Below are 15,889 nucleotides of genomic sequence, written 5' to 3'. Positions count from 1 at the left end.
CGCGTCAGGGCCGCACCACCCAGCGCACGTCTTCGAGCGACAGCAGCAGTTGCTCGGGCGCGCCGTCCGTAAAGAAGTTCAGGCGGAAATCCATGGCGGCGCCGCCATCCGTGGTCGGCTGCTGCGTGTCATACCATTGCTGCACCTGGGCCACCAGCGCCATGGGCGCGGCGGGAGGCTGGGCCGCATCGATGGGTGCGAGCACGGCCGGCAGCAGGCTGACCGGCAGCGAGGTGCGGGGAAAGCCCGCCACAGCCGGCATCACGCTGTAGGAATAGCTGCCATCCATGGCGATGCGCACGCTGCCCGAGGCGCCCGTGAAGAGGGCGTTGAAGAAGCCTCGCATGTAGGCCGCCACGTCGCTGCCGCCCACCGGTACGACTTGCCGCAAATCATAGCCTTGCCAGCTCAGGCGCGGCAGGATGGGGTCACTGAACTTGACGACCGGCGTCTGGTACAGGAAGGCGGGCATGGTCGACACCTGCGTCTGGCTGGGCGGGCACAGGTAGCGGTTGCGCTGCACGTACAGCGAGGCCTGGGCGTTCTTGTACACCATCACGTTCAGCCCCGGCATGCGCACCTCGCGGCCGGTATTGGCCAGTGCGGCGGCAAACGACAGGTCGGGCGCGCCGGCGGCGATGGCCGCGTAGCGGTAGGCCAGCAGCGCATCGGGCGGCGTGGGCGTGGCCGGCGTGGCCCGGTACTGCTGCGCATCGATGTCGAGCACGGGCACAGGCACGCTGACGGCGCCGTTGCTCAGGGTGCCGGCCAGCGGGTCGTAGATGGCGGGCGCGCCGCCAACGGTGACGTTGAGCAGCGCATACCAGGCGTCGCCGCCATGGTCTTCCAGGCGCGCGTCGAATTCCACGGCCACGCTGGCCTCGCCTTGCGCCGCCGCCAGCCGCGCCGCGCCGAAATGCTCGCCATAGCTGGCGGCCACCTGGGTCACCAGCTGCTGGAAGGCGGTGGTGGCCAGTGTTGCCTTGGCGATACTATCGGCCGTATCCTGCTTGCCATCGAGGGGCGCGAGGAACGCGTCGAGGTCCGCCGAGATGAGCGGATAGTTGCTGACGAAGGCGGCCAGCGCCGTGAACAGGTCGGGCCCCGTCGCCGCGGACAGTCTGGCCGCCTGCTGCGGCACGTTGAGCACAATGCTGACGTGCACGGCATCCTGCGCCGCCTGGCGATAGGTATAGCTGAAGCCGTAATCCCACTGGGCCAGCTGGGCCGGCTGCAAGCCGTCGGCGGCCAGGCGCATGCGGCCGGCCTGCGGCGTGGCGGACGCGGTGGCGGTCTGCCGGTTGACCGTGGGCGGCACGGGCAGGGCGCGGTTCAGCACGGGGATATATTGCGTGCCATTGCCCAGCGCTACCTCGAACGGACCGGTGATGAACAGCAGCCACTGGCTTTGCGTGTAGTTTTCGATGCCGGGCACGAATTGCTGGTCGAATTCCATGTGCGTGATCTGATAGCGCAAGTCCAGCGGCACATAGGCCTGGCCTTCGACATTCTTCGAGATGAAGTTGAATGACAGCCGGCTCTGGTCTGGCGCGGCCGTGCCCAGCAAAGGCAGCCGGGTCGGGAACAAGGTGTAGTTCTGGTTGGCGTCGCCGGCCGCGCCGTCCGCAGTGCCGTCGGCTGTGTTCGCGCCGGCGGGCTGGCCGTACAGCGCAGGCGGCCCGGCCGGGTAGACGCCGTCCACGCCCGTGAGCTGGTCCACGCCGTACACGACCACGGCGCCGGCGGCAAAGGCGGGCCCCAGGGTGGTCAGCAACTGCTGCCGCATGGTGGCGGCCGCGCTGACGCGTGTGGCGTCGTCCGTGGCGCTGCTGCTGAGCACGGGGCTGACCGTGGCGCTGATGGCGTCGGCCAGCGTCTGTTTCGCCTGGAGTACGAGGCCCAGCTGGCCGCTTTGCAGCGGATCGGCGATGCCGTTGAGGCGATCGAGGATGTAGGCGGGCGGCGCATAGGTGGCCGAGAGGAACTTGTCGATGGCGTCGAGACAGCTTTGCAGCCACAGGTTCAGGTCGACGCTGTTGAGCGTCAGCGCATGCGGCGTATTGGCCGGATAGGCGTCGATGCTGACCGTGCGGCTTTCCAGCGAATTGGCGACGGGCAGCGGCGCGTAGTAGCTGGCCTGCTGGCCCAGGCGGAAATGGATGCCCAGTCCGGGCGTGTCGCTGAAGCGCACGGCGAACAACTGCTGCGTCTGCTGGCCGGCGCTGCCCACGCGCGTCAGGCCCGCGCCCGCGCGCATCGACCATTGCGGCGTCTTCAGGCACGCTTCGAGCGCCTTGGCAAACGTGGTGTAGCTGGATGCGCCGCCATCCGTGTCGGCCTGCGGCAGCACGGCGCTGACCACGCTGGCGCCGTCCGGCAGGGCCGCCAGCACGGGATCGAGCAGGATGGCCTGGCGCGTCAGCACCAGTGCCACGTCGAGCGCGATGCGGTTGGCGCTGGCCAGTTGCGCCAGCGGCACCGGCACCGACAGCGTGGCGGCGGGCGCCGTGGCGCTGCCGCCATCAACCAGTGCCTGCAGATAGATGGCGCAGGCGGCGACGAAGTCGCGCACCTGCCGCGACCGGGCCTCGTCCAGCGGCTGCAGCGGCGTGGCCAGCAGGGAGTTGTTGAGGGCGATGCTCACCGCATTGCCGCTCAGTCCGGGCACGCCCAGGCCCGTATAGTCCTGATGCAGCTGGAAGTACAGGCGCTGGTAGGCGGGCAAGTCTTGCGCCGCATCGGCTGGCGTGGCGTAGGCCAGGCCATCCATGCGCAAGGTCAGCAGCAGCGCGGGCGCGCCGCCCGCATCCATGCCATACAGGTAGCTGGCCTGGACTTTCGGCCAGGCGGACAGGCCCAGCAGGCGATCCGTGTAGCGCAGCGCGGCGGGGGCCTGGTCCAGCGCACCCGTGTAGCCGGCTGGCGGCGCCTCGAACGGCGTGACGGTGGTGTTGCCGAACAGGTCTTGCCAGCGCAGGGCCAACGACGCATGGCCGCCCACGCCCAGGTAAGGATTGTCGGCGGCGGGCGGCAGGCCGGCCGGCGGATTGGCCGGCGCCGCATTGAGCAGGGCGAACGGCAGTCCCTTGCTGTTGTTGCCCAGGTAGCCCAGCGCCTGGCGGTAGTCGTAATCGGCCAGGGCCGCGGCCGCATAGCGCCGGCGGTGGGCTTCGCCATCGTCGCCGCCGCCGTCGCTGTCGTTCGCATGGTCCTGCGGTCCGAAGGGCAGGCTGTAGGGGCTGGGCAGGAAATACGGGTTGGCGCCCAGGCCGGCCGACAGCGTGTTGTACAGCGCAGACAGGGTCGCTTGCGCATAGAGCTGCTGTTGCTGCGGCGTGGGATCGGGCGGCAGCACGGGCACGCCGTCGTTGCTTCGCTTGAGCTGGAACGACAGGTTGCCCGGCGCCAAGGTCGCTTGCGCATCGAGGGCCAGGCTGTCGACGTCGAGCACGGCGCCATCGGCGTACAGGCCTTCGGTGTCGGCCGCGCCCAGGGCCAGGGCGTCCACCGACAAGCCATAGTAGGCGGCCAGGGCGGCGAAGGTATTGCCGGGAGCGTCAAAAGTGGCTGGCACGCGATAGACGAGCGGCGGAATACGCATGGTCGCGCCCAGCGCCACCGTCACGCCCGGATTGTAGGCGGCGATCTGCGCCGCGCTCAGCGGGGTCGCGCCGGCCGAGTAATACGCGGCCAGCTGCTCGAGCGCTTGCCCGGGCGCGGCCATGTCTTGCTGGTTCAGCTGGTGCAGAATGCCGGCCACGGGCACGCTGGCGCCGGCGCGCAGCGGCCGCACGGCGTTTTGCCGCGCCAGCTGTCCCACGCCCATGCCATACGTGGCGGACAGCGCCGTCAGGGTGCTCGTGGCGGCCCGGGCCAACGGCTGGGTCTTGGCCGGCTTGCTCAGCGATTCGAACACCAGCACGTCCTGCTGCGGGTCGATCGCTTGCGTCGTCAGCAGGGCGTTGACGAAGTTCGGCACGGTGTCGGCGGCGCCCGCCTGGCGCGCCAGCGGAACCACCAGGGTCAGCGTGGCCGTGCCCGTGGCGTCGAAGACGGATGGGGGCAGGCCGGCGCCCGACACCATGTCCTCGAAATACAGATAGTAGCCGCCGCCGCGCACCACCGATTGCTCCCACAGCAGCTTGATGAATTGCGAGGGGCTGTTGGCTATGCCGCTCGGCAAAGCCGTCTCCGCCGCGTCCAGCAGCATGCGGCTGGCCGGCGGATGGCTTTCCGTGGACAGATTGGTTTGCGTCAGGAAGCACAGGTAGTCGGCATCGGCCTGGCCCGTCAGCGCCACCTGGTCGCTTCCGCCTTCGCTGTACAGCAGGAACAGGCCGGCCACCAGGGTTTCGCCCACGGCGGCCATGCCGCTCAGCAGGTATTGCAGGCGCTGGGCATCGGCGGCCGACGGTCCCACAAGCTCGTAGACGTGGGCCAGGGTGGCGGCGCTGGCCAGCGCGGTGCCGCTGGCGTCGTTGGTGGCCACGGTGGCGGCCGGCATGCGCGTGATCTGGAAGTCCACGCGCGTGGCGTAGGCATAGCCGCTCATGTCCTGAAACACCGTGCTGCTGCTGTTTGGTGGCGTGTTGCCGATGCGGGGACGATAGGCGGGCATCAGGGCCAGCATGTCCGCGTATTGCGCCTCGGTGTACAGCGCCTGCAGCGTATCCTGGCGCCGGGCGATGCTGGCCAGCATGGCGTCGGGCAATTGCCACAGATACGGCGCGGGCGTGGCCTGGCTGGCGGTGGCGAACGCCGCTGAAGCGTCGCCTGACGTCACGGCCGCCAGGCGCGCCAGGTCGGCGGTGATCCAGGCGGCGTAGCCTGCCGCAGGGAACTGCCGCGGCTGCAAGGAAGCCAGAGGCAGGATGTGCAGCGCGGGCGACGGCACGAAGCTGCCCGCCTGCGCATACGCCAGCACGCCTGACAGCAAGCCGTACGCGGCGTCCAGGTCGATGGGCAGGCTGGTGCCGGGCGCGCCGGCGAAGGTGATGAAATCGAGGGCGACGCCATGCGAAATGGCATTGCGTCCCAGGCCGATGCGGTAGCCGCCGGCTGCGCTGGCGGGCGTGGGGAATTGCTGGCCCGTCAGCTGGTACAGCGCGTAGTCGGTCTGCGTCTTGCTGTACAGGAAGGATGGCGACAGGCTCAGGCCGGGCGCCACCGGCAGGCGCAAGCCATAGGTGATGAAGCGCGCGACCTGGCCGGCGGCCTGGGCCACGGCGCCGCTCGCCTGCACGCCGCTCCACAGCTGCTCCAGCGGCAAGGCGTCGAGGCGGGCGATGGCCAGCCGGCCCGGCGCTGCGGCGAACAGATTGGCGACGCCGGCATTGTCGCGCCCCAGCCCGGCGACCGTGGCGGCGAAGCGGCTGGCGATGCCGGCCAGGGTATCGCCGGCGGCCGATGCGTAGGCCAGCGGCGGCACGGCGAGGATGGCCGTCGGCAGCAGCAGGTCGGCGCGCGCATACAGCGATGCCTGCTGCGCCAGAGCGGCCAGCGGCACGCCCAGCGCGGCGGCGATGGCGCCGAAGCTGTCGCCTGGCGCGGTGACGTGGCTGACGGCGCCGGCGCCGAAGTCGAAGACCAGCGTCACGCCCGTGCGCAGCGCGCGCGGCGCCGCATTCGCGCCGATCAGCTGGGCCGCGGTGGTTTGCCAGCGCCCGCCAGCGCCGGCCGGATCCGTGTAGCGGGCGGCGATGGCCGCCAGCGTATCGCCGGTCTGGATCACGGCGGACAGGCCGCCGACCTGCAGCGGCAGCGCGCCGTTCAGCGGATACGCGGCGTTCGGCAGCGACACGTCGTCCGCGTCGATGGCGTTGCCGGCCCCGTTGAAGGCGGCGACGATGCCGGCGATGCTGTCGCCTGGCTGCAGCGCATAGCTGTAATTGTCGAAGGCATCGATGGCCGATTGCAGCAGCGCGCGGCCGATCAGGCTGAAGACGTCGACGAAGATGAAGGCCGCCATCGATTCGGCGTCAGCGTCGTCCTGCGCCAGCAGCGCGGGCCTGGCGGGCGCCTTGCCCACCTTGGCGGCCACCTGGCGCAGCACGCCGGCCACCGTGCTGCGGTACTGTTCCGTCGCCGTCGCGTAGGTCTCGAGGTCGATCGCTTGCGTGCCGGCGCCGCCTTGCGGGTCGGGGACGTCGAGCCGCAGTCCGTCGAACAGCGGGAATAGCGTGGCGCCGTCCATATTGGCACCCGGCGCGCTGATGTTCACGATGAAGCTGTCGGCGAGAAATTGCAGCAGGTCGCCCATGCTGAATGGCTGCATGGCGGGATCGGCCAGCACCTGGATGCCCGCCACCAGCTGCGCCAGCGTGACGCTGGCAGTCGCGGCGGCAGCCAGGTCCAGCGCCGCCCCGTCGGCCCGCGCCGCCGGCTGCAAGGCATCGAGCAGCCACGGGAAATACGCCTTGCACAGCAGGTCGAACGAGGTCGTGCCTGTTCCCGCGCCGCCGGCGGCCGGGTCCGGCGCATCCATGGCGAACAGGCAGACGAACGCGCCTTGCTGCGCGCTGCTGGCGGTGGCGCCCTGCGGCGCCAGCACCGTGAATTGCGGCGCCGTCACCAGTTGCAGCACCGGTTTGGCGTCGGTGCGCAGCACGCGTCGCGGCTGGCGGCGCGGCCCGGCGCGCAGCATGGCGGCCTGCAGTTCCATCGGCAAGGTGCGCGCGCGGCCGCGTGCCAGGCTGTCCAGGCGCAGCGCGCCGCCGCCATCCCACGGCGCGCGGCTGTCGCTGCCGATGCGGAATTGCGCGCTGACGGTGGCGGAAAAGCCGACGGAAATGGTGAAGCTGAAGATGCCCAGGTCGATCTTGACGCGCAGGCTGATGCGCACCGAGGCCGTCACCGACAGGGGGATGGCGCGGTAGGATTCGTAGCCGATCTGCACCGACACGGTGATATTGACGAGCAGCGAAGCGCTGATGATCTTCAAGTCCACTTCACCGTACAGCATGCCGATCACGCCGAACGTGCCCGTCAGCTTGAAGTAGCTGCTTTCCTGTACGCTGCCGGACGCGCCGGCGTTGGCCAGCGCGACGGCGTTGCTGCTGTCGTACGGATGGTAGGTGGCGATCACGCCTTCGATGATGCCGAACACGGTCAGCGCGAAGCCGGCTTTCAGCGGCCCCTTGACGAAGTTGTAGCCCAGGCCCAGCTGCAGGCCCAGGCCGAAGACGATGACGGGATTGAAATACCCGAGATCGGTTTTCGGCACCTGCGTCGCCGTCGCGCTCGACAGCTTGCCGAAATACACGCCGCCCGAACCCAGCACTGGCACGCCGTAGACGATGGCGCTGAAGCTGAACGAGCGCGTAAAGTCCATATTGTAGGGAAAGCCGATGTCGATCAGGAAATCGCCATTCGTGTAGATCTTGATGCCTATCATCGGCAGCACCACGCTGACGGCGCCGAAGTTCAGGTTGCGTATGCTGTCGGGGAAGGTGAAATCGATCTGGAACAGTCCCACGTCGTCGCTGATTTTCTTGTACAGGATATCGACCACCAGGCCGGCCAGGCCGCCCATCTTGGGGCTGCCCAGGGTCAGGCGCAAGCCGTACAGGTTGGGATCGTTGAAGACGATCTGTACGTCGACGGCCCACACGCCGGCTGTCTGCAGCACGCCGAAATGCGCGGCGATCAGCCAGTTGCTGTCCGGCTGGTAATACGGTTGGCCCTGCACGCCGCTGCCCGGGTTGACGGGATTGTTCTTGCCCGTGGTGGACGGCACGCCGGCCAGCGCGTCGATGACGGCCTTGGTCGAGCTGAAATCGGACGCGCCGTTGATGGCCACGCGCTGGCCCAGCATCAGCAGGAAGACCTTGAAATAGCTGGAACCGGCGCCCGGCACGCTGGGCATCTGTTCCACGTCCTGTCCCTTGTTCGGGTCCAGCAAGTCGCCCATGCTGCCTTTGAGCAATGGCGGCACGGTGGCGTCCAGCGCCAGGGTCACCTTGCCGTCCGTATTGCGCTTGAAGACGATGCTGCGGATGACGATGAAGCCGAGGTTGAGCGGTGAACTGAGCGTGTAGGTGGCGCTGAGGCGGTTCTTTTCGCCGCTTTTCAGCGACACGTTGATGGACAGGCCGTCCAGCGTGACCTGGTTCAGCACGTCCCACGGCGACGGCAGCACGAAATACGGATCGCCCAACGTGCGCACGAGCGCCTGGATCAGGCTGCCCAGAGACCAGCCCGCCAGGGTGAAGCTGAGCATCTCGTTGCCGCTGGTATAGGTTGCCGTGAAGCCTTCCCAGCTCACGTACAGCGTGTGGTTCGGCCCCTTGTCCGTCGGCTGGAACGCATAGCCGAAGCCCAGTTTCAGATTGATGGCGGTATAGATCCATACGGCATCGGCCTTGCCCGAAAATTGCTGCGCAGCCGGCTTGGCGCCGTCATACTGCACCGAGAGCGTGGCTTTCTGCAAGCCGATCTCTTGCTGGCCAAGCATGAACAACCAGGTAAAGGTGGTGTCGACCGTGTAGCTGGTGGCCAGGTCCGCGCTGGGCTTGCCGCTGGGAATGACCGCTTCGATGGCGAACGCGGAAATCTTCAGGTTACCCGGCAAGAAGACCGGGAAATCATAGAGGCCGCCGGCGGCAAAGAATTGCTTGATCATCTCGCCCACGTCGAGTTCTTGCGCGAGCGAGGCCGAGAGGGTCCAGCGGGGTGGCGTTTCCTGGCTGCTGTAGGCCACGCTGACGGCCGCCTGCAGGCTGGCGCCCACGCCCAGCAAGCCGGAAATGGAACCGGCCCAGGCCGTGCCGGCGCCCGCCTTGCCGGCCTCGACAAGGGCCAGCGCGCCTTCCTGCTTGTCCGCGGCCACCGTGGCGCTGATGCCCGACAGGCTGATCTGGCCTTCCGAAATGCTCAGGATGGGCGCGCCGCCCACCGTCAGGAAGGACAGGCTGATGGCGTAGTCGCTGGAAAACGCGAAGGACTGGGCCGCGCCGTCGATGCTCAGCACGATATTCGACACTTCGGCCTCGATGCTGTCGGGCAGGCTGACGATGCCGTTCGAGACGACGGACAGGAAGTCCGACAGCCTGGCCTTGCCGGGAAAGCTGGCCTGGAACAGCTGCGCCGAGTTGAACTGCACCTCGAATTCGCCGCCCGGCGTGCCGTCGAGGTTGCGAAATACCGTGGGCAACAGGGTGAAGGTGGTGCCGAACAGGTATTCATAGCGCGACTTCCCGCTGGCCTTGCTCGCCAGCGGCTGGTAAGCCGTCCAGTCGAGGAAGAACGAGGTGATGGTAAAGCTGAGCTCGGGCGTGGGCGCCGGGATGGGCTGCCAGCTGAGATCGCGCACGCTGCGCAGCTGCAGCGTGACCTGGTCCACCGTGGGCGCCGCCTTGGGCGGGATGCTGCCGCTGATGGTCATGCCGCCGAGGCCGAACGACGTCAGGAACTCCTGCAGCACGGCCGGCGTGGCGCGGAAATAGCTGGCGCCCCCGCCGATCAGGCTGATGGCGGCGCCGGGACTGAGGGGCTGCCCGTCGCTGCCTGCTTCCAGGCTGACCGCGTAGTTGCCGTCGCCGTTGGCGTTTGATGGCTGCAGCAGCAGCGACAGCGTGTAGTCGGTGGCGCCTGCGCCTTCCACGCTGAGCGTGGCTGTCAGGGCCAGCGTGGCGGCCTGGTCGCCGTCGGCCGCTTCCTCGTCGGCCAGTTCGCCGCCGCCGCGCAGCAGCAGCAGCTGCATGCCGTCGTCGAGCAGCAGGGCGTCGGGCGGCGGCGCATCGACGGGCGGCGGGATCGTCACGGTCAGGCTGGGCGCAGCCACGCGCAGGTAGCCGGCGAACGTGCAGTCAAGCTCGCTGAGCGTGGCCGACAGCACGCCGCTGGGCATCAGGCCGCCCAGTTCGAACGTCTTGCCGTCGTACAGCGCCATGTCCAGGTAGCCGCCGATCCGCAGCTTGCCCGGCGGCGCCGCCAGGTCGGAAAACAGTTCCAGAAATGGCGTCACGAAGGCGGGCAGGGCCACACTGGCGCTGAGGTTCTGCCTGGCGCCGCCCGTGACGGACAGCGCGCCGTCGCCGCCCCATGGATAGACGCCGTCGGCGCTGGAAAACACCAGCAGCGCGTCCGACAGCGGCAACTCGCTGAACGGCCAGCCGCCCATGAAGGGAAAGCTGCTGTCCCAGTTCCAGTCGGCGGGACTGGCCGCCACCTGCACCACCAGCACGGCCGCGTCATCGCCGTCGTCGCCCGACGTGCGCGCGGCGGCAGGCTGCGTGGAAAACACCAGCGTGGCCGGGGTGTGCAGCAGGCCGCCGATGAAGGGCAGGCTTGCCTTGCTGACCGTAAAGACGCCGTCGCTCACGGCGCCCACGTCGGCTGCCGCGCAGCTGACCAGCAACTGCGCCGCGTCGATCTGGAATGCCTGGCCGATGACGGCGTCGAATTTTTCGGGCGGCGCGACGTCCGGGTCGGCCAGGCCCGCTTCCAGGAAGGCGGCATCGAGGGCGAACGGGCCTTTGCCGGCGGCGTTGACGATGGCTTGCTGCAGGTTTTCCAGCGCGGTATCGGTGGTGGCCATACGGACTTGCTCCTTGAATCAGTCATGATGTCCAGGGCGGACGCTCGCACCCGCCCGGACGCTCTGTCTACAGCACGGCAAACAGCGCCAGGTGGTCGCTGGTGCTGCGCAGGTAGCCGTAATTGGCCCAGCCGTTCAGCGTGCGCGCCTGGCCTACGGCATACACGGCCGCCGGTGATTGCGGCCAGGCCATGCCGGCAGGCAAGTTCGTAAATTGCGCGGCCAGCGGGCGCGTGCCGATGGGCACGCCCGCTGGCATGGCGCCCGCCACCGTGAACGGCGTGCCCGACACGGGATTCATCACCGTGAACTGGTAGTTATTCGCCGGCACCAGCGGATTGACGAGCATATTGTCGATCGAGAAAAAGTTGCTCACCATATCGCTGCCGATATAGTTATAGCCCGGATACGGCGCCGCCAGCAGCGGGCCGCCGGCCGTATTGTCGGACCACAGGAAGCGCGATTGCTGCGTCAGCTGCTGCTTGGTGCGCTTGGGGCGGATATGCGTGGCCAGGTAGCCCTGATACGCGTCCAGCGTCAGGTTCGCTGCCACCGGCATGGCAAGCGGAGGGTCCAGCAGCGGTATGTAGTTGATCCCGCGCAACTGATCGTAGGCCGTGGTTCGCCCGCCCACCCCGGGCGGCAGCGCGTGGATGGCGTTCAGGTTGAAGTCGCCGCAGATCAGCTTGATTTCATTGTGCGGCGCGCCGGCGGGCGCCGCTACCACGTCGAGCAGGCCGCGCAGCAGGATATTGATGAAATTGGTGGCGCCGCCGTGGTTGGGCGGCGCATGCACGGCAAACAGGGTCAGGTTGCGCGTGATGACGTTGGCCTGGTTGGTTTCCACGAAACTGACCATGAAGGGCTGGCGCAAGCCGTTGAAATTGACCAGACCGCCAACGACGGGCGGCGCGGCCGGCGCCGGCGCGGGCGCGAAGGCGATGCGCGCCGCCGCCATGCCCTCGGCCAGGCCGCCGTTGTACTGCGCGCCGGCCGGGATGATACGCGCCGGCTGGCCTGGCGGGTTGAGAAAATCCTGGATGTTGGGCGCGCCGGCGCCCCCGGCCGGGTAGGCGGCGGGCACGGCGCCGGCCGCCACAGCCGACACGCCGCCGCCCGTCCACACGTTCGGCCCCGTGAAATAGCGCCGCACTTCCGTGGCCGTACCGGCCGTGCCCGATATGCCGCGGTACAGCACGGCGACCGATTCCGTGCGCCCGTCCGTGCCCACTTTGAGCGGCGGCACCATGCGCCAGGCAGCGCGGTTGGGGTCGGTGGCGTCGTTGCGCAGCAGTTGCAACAGGAAGATCGCACCCTGCAGGCCGCCCGTGGCGGGCGCCAGGTCGCCGGCGCCGGCCGCGCTGGCCGATACCTCGATCAGGACGAAAATGTCGGGCTGCGTTGCGCGCAGGATGGCCAGGATGTGGTTGCGGCGCTGCAGCGCGGCCACGGCCGGCAGGTTGCCGCCGCAGCGGCCGCCTTCGCCATAGCGGGGCCGCTTGCGGCTGGGATTGTTGACCTTGTTGATGCCGAAGTTCTCGATATTCCAGTACACGACGTTGGTCATGCTGCGCCCCCCGCTGAAATGGTATGCAATGGCAGCGCGGCCTGCTCCTGCTTCGGCTCCTGCCGGGCGGCCGCATCGGCGATGTACGCGGCATACCAACCCAGGCTGCCCGTATTCTTCGGGTCGCCAAACAGGAAGAACTGGATGTTCGCGTCGGGCGGCAGTTTGGCGATGCCGAGGAACTTGATGGCGATATTGTCGAGCCGCAGGCAATAATAATAGTAGGCGTCGCTGCCAGGCACTTTCTGGCGCATCAGCCCGATATTGTCGATGGCCAGCTTGAAGATGCCTTGCAGGCTGATCATCCTGGCGCCCGGCGCGGCGCCGGGCAGCGACAGACCGATGAAGACGGCTTGCTCGTCGTCGCCGGCGGTGCTGGCGGGCGACCAGGCCAGCAGCAGGGTCGAATGGAAGCCGGCGGCCGAGACCAGCGCACCCGGTCCGCCCATGGTGACGTCGTACACGACGCCGTGCCAGGGCCCGTCGAGCGTGCCCAGGTTCAGCGCCGTGCTGACGGGCAGGAAGCCGAAATCGGCCGGCTTTTGCCCGTCGGCGGCGGCGATAAAGCCCGACAGTTCCAGGCCGAAGCCCTTGAACAGGCTGTCCGGCCTGGCCTGGCTGGCGTCGAGGTCGTAGGCCAGGTTGGTCGTCACCTCGTCGAAGCGCACGGCCGACGGCGTCGTCTGCGGATAGCGCATGTCGATCACCAGGTTGGAAAAGGCCAGGCCTGCGCCGTCCGGCGGCAGGTCCGGCGCCAGCGCGCCGAATGATAGCAGGTCCAGCACGGCGCCCGTGCGGTCGTCCAGGCTGGCGAAGTCCAGCGTGCCCCAGACGGAAAAACGGTTCAGCACGGTCGCGCCCGCATCGGTGGTGCCCAGGCAGTTGAACTGGATGCGCTGGAAAGCCACGTGGCGCAGCAGGTTGCTGTCGAGGCTGAATATCGACGGCGTGGCTTGCTCGAAGATGTAGATGCCGGTGCCATTCTGGTCGATATAGCTGCCGTCGAGTACCACGCCGTTGTTCGGCATCGCATTGCCGCCGAAGGTGGTGGCCGTCACGCGCGAGCCGAGCAGGCCGTTGACGGCCAGCTGCACGTAGCTCTTGAAGGTCTTGATGGCGGCATTGTCGAACAGCACCTGCAATTGCAGCACGCGGAACGCATAGTTGTCGGTGTCGGGCAGGGCGATCGGCGTATCGGGCGGCAAGCCGTTGCGCTGGCCTGCGGCGAAGGCCGGGTCCTGGTAGTCGACCAGGCCGAAGGTGCTGGAATTGCCGTCGAGGGTGATGCTGCCGTCGCCGTGCACCGTCACGCGGCTGGCCGTGAAGCCGAAATGGTGGGCGACGAAGCGCGTCAGGTCGAGGCCGGCCGCGATGCCCTGCAGGCCGGCCGGCAGACTGGACGGATCCAGGTCCGCCTGCAGCACCAGCACGCCCGTCCAGGCGGGATCGCTGACCAGTTCCAGGAAATGCCGGTACGGCGATTCGGGATTCTCCGCCGCCAGCACCTCGGCCGCTTCGATGAGGTCCTGCAGCCACTGCGACAGTCCCGTGTAGGCGATGCCCTGGACGCTGGGGCCGGCGTCGGCGGCCAGCGAAAAATCGGGTGCGCCCGACCACGCGTTCGGATTGGCGACGCGTTCCCTGACACTGCCGCTGCAATACTTGAGCAGCATCACGTTGCGGTAGGACGTGGGCGTTACGCCCACGCCCACCTGCGCTTGCATGGTCCAGCCCGCGATGCCCACGGTATTGTCGAAGAGTGCGCCGCCGTCCGACAGGTGGGCCGCGTTGACGGCCACCAGGAACAGCTGGTTGGTCTGCAAGGCGTCCTGCAAGATAGCGTCGGGGAAGCGGAAACCGAACGGCAAGACCTGGCCGCCGGCGCCCAAGGTCTGGCCCAGGGTCACCGACAGGAAGGCGTCCTGGTCCTGCGCCTGGCTGGACACGGTGGCGACAGCGCCCTGCGGCGTGGTGCGGTAGTGCGGCGCTTCCGCCACCGCTTCGCCGGCGGCCAGTCCGCGCACGCGGCGGCTGGCGGCCGCGCGCGCCTGCCAGGTGGCGCTGGCGCCGCCGGAAATGACGGCCTTGCGCGTGGCGGCCACGATGCTGCTTTCAAAGCTCGACAGCAGGGAGGCGCTGATATCGAGCGGGCCGCCGCTGACGGCGCCGCCATACGGCAGCAGGGGAAAGGCGTGCGCGGCGCCCTGCGGCACGGGCAGCGCGGGCGGGGCCGAAGCGAGCACGGTATCGGCGGCCACGGCGCGCAGCAAGGCGGCCGCCCGGGCGGAAGGTGGCAAGCCGTACATGGGACTGCCCGCCGGCTCCGCATGGTATTGCGGCATGGCCGCGCCGCCCTTGAGCACGCTGGCCCAGCAACTGAGGTAATCAGCCGTCAGCGGCGTGGCCACGTTACCGGAATCGGGCAAGTCCAGGGTCGCGGCCTGGAACGGGAAGACGGCCGCGTAGGCGGGCGAGGCGGGCACGAAAAGCAGGCTGTCATTTTCCGGCGCGGCGCCATCATAGGTGGTCATGCTCAGCTGTTCCGAACCGAAGATGCCGCATAACAAGTTTGTCGGCGTCCCGGCAGCCTGGCCGCTGGCGTTCAGGCCGAAGCGCCCGGCCGGCGTCAGCAAGGCCTTGCTGGTGGCGGGCTGAGACGGGGATGGCGCGGCGCAGCCAAAGGCCAGGGCGCCCGACTGCAGGCCGACCACGGGCGGCTGTCCGCTGGTGGCGCCCAGCGGCAGCAAGGCCATCGCATGGCCCAGGGCCGTGCGGTAGGTGGACGGCAAGGCGGGCTGGCCGGCCGGCAGCAAGCCGCAGCGCAATACGCCTTCCAGCCTGGCCTTGGCGGACAGCTTCTGATTGTAGGGATCGAGCGGGTCGACCGTGCCGACCCAGGCCAGGCTGGCCGGCAGCGCGGCGGGCGCGCTCAGCGCCGGGTAGAACAGCTGCTGCAGCTGGCCGCTGGCCGTGTCGCGCGCGCTCAGGGGGAAGCCGACGGCCAGGCCGCGGGGGCCGAAGGTGACGGCAGGGTTGACGGTGGCCGTAAAGGTCAGGCAGCCCGCATTCGCGCCTGCCAGCGGCACGAAAGTGCGGATCGTGTTGCCGCTGCCCGTGACTCTTATGCCGATATCGCTGGCGTTGCGCTGGAAGGCCAGCGCCGGCGGCGTCGCCAGCGGCGCGGACAGCCGCAGACTGCCGCTGGTGGCGTCGATGGACAGGCCGACGCCGGACAGCACGTTGAACAGCAGATCCTGTCCCAGCAGGAAATTGACATTGGTACTGGTGGCAAAGCCCTTGGTCAGCGGGTTATAGCTATAGCTGCAGCCGTAGTTCTTGAAGGGATCGGCCGGCACTGCATCGGTGTCGCGCAGCCACAGCAGTGCGTTCAGGTTCAGCCCCGGGGACGACGACTGCCCGTCGATGTAGGCGGCGAGGGCGGCGATGAAGGGGCCGGGCGCCGCGTCCAGCGCCGCCGGGCGGGCGCTGGCAAACACGTAGCTGCCCATGCGCTGCGGCGACAGGCTGTCGGCATAGCTGATGCTGTCCGGAGGCGTGGCCGGCGGCGCGACAGGCGGCAGCAGGTAGCCGGCCCAGGCATGGTCCGCCTGCAGCGGCGATTCATACAGGCTGACCTTGCTGGCCGGATCGGTGGCGACGAAGCTGAAACCCATGACAACCTCCACTCAAGACGCGACTCGGGCTGCGATGCGGCGGCATGGCGCGCCGCGCGGCATCGCAATCGTTTACAACGGGTGGGCCCGGAAGGGCGTCGGATGGCCAGG

3 protein-coding genes are annotated in these 15,889 nt (G+C 68.6%); all 3 read right to left on the bottom strand.

What is annotated here, in order from left to right:
• Positions 1-4: 4 nt before the first annotated feature.
• Positions 5-10,537 (bottom strand): LysM peptidoglycan-binding domain-containing protein, encoded by a 10,533-nt coding sequence (locus MRBLMS1_RS25435; protein ID WP_485882901.1) that lies wholly within the window; start codon positions 10,535-10,537, stop codon positions 5-7.
• Between the two features lie 67 nt (positions 10,538-10,604).
• The gene (locus MRBLMS1_RS25430; RefSeq protein ID WP_485882899.1) at positions 10,605-12,104 is read right to left on the bottom strand and encodes an endonuclease/exonuclease/phosphatase family protein; all 1,500 of its coding nucleotides are present in this window, start codon (positions 12,102-12,104) and stop codon (positions 10,605-10,607) included.
• Positions 12,101-15,778 carry a hypothetical protein gene (locus MRBLMS1_RS25425; protein ID WP_485882897.1) on the bottom strand — a complete coding sequence of 1,226 codons (3,678 nt, stop codon included), beginning with the start codon at positions 15,776-15,778 and terminating at the stop codon, positions 12,101-12,103. The genes MRBLMS1_RS25430 and MRBLMS1_RS25425 overlap by 4 nt, the downstream gene beginning before the upstream one ends.
• Positions 15,779-15,889 lie beyond the last annotated feature (111 nt).

The sequence above is a fragment of the Massilia sp. LMS1-1-1.1 genome (genome assembly GCF_040815535.1).
Taxonomy (GTDB): domain Bacteria; phylum Pseudomonadota; class Gammaproteobacteria; order Burkholderiales; family Burkholderiaceae_D; genus Janthinobacterium; species Janthinobacterium aestuarii.
Note: the sequence above shows the minus strand (reverse complement) of the source record. Positions and strands in the feature narration are given on the sequence as shown.

What these genes read in the sequence shown, in the direction of transcription:
- MRBLMS1_RS25430 (WP_485882899.1), bottom strand. Translation starts at nt 12,104, where the DNA reads ATGACCAACGTCGTGTACTGGAATATCGAGAACTTCGGCATCAACAAG.
- MRBLMS1_RS25435 (WP_485882901.1), bottom strand. Translation starts at nt 10,537, where the DNA reads ATGGCCACCACCGATACCGCGCTGGAAAACCTGCAGCAAGCCATCGTC.
- MRBLMS1_RS25425 (WP_485882897.1), bottom strand. Translation starts at nt 15,778, where the DNA reads ATGGGTTTCAGCTTCGTCGCCACCGATCCGGCCAGCAAGGTCAGCCTG.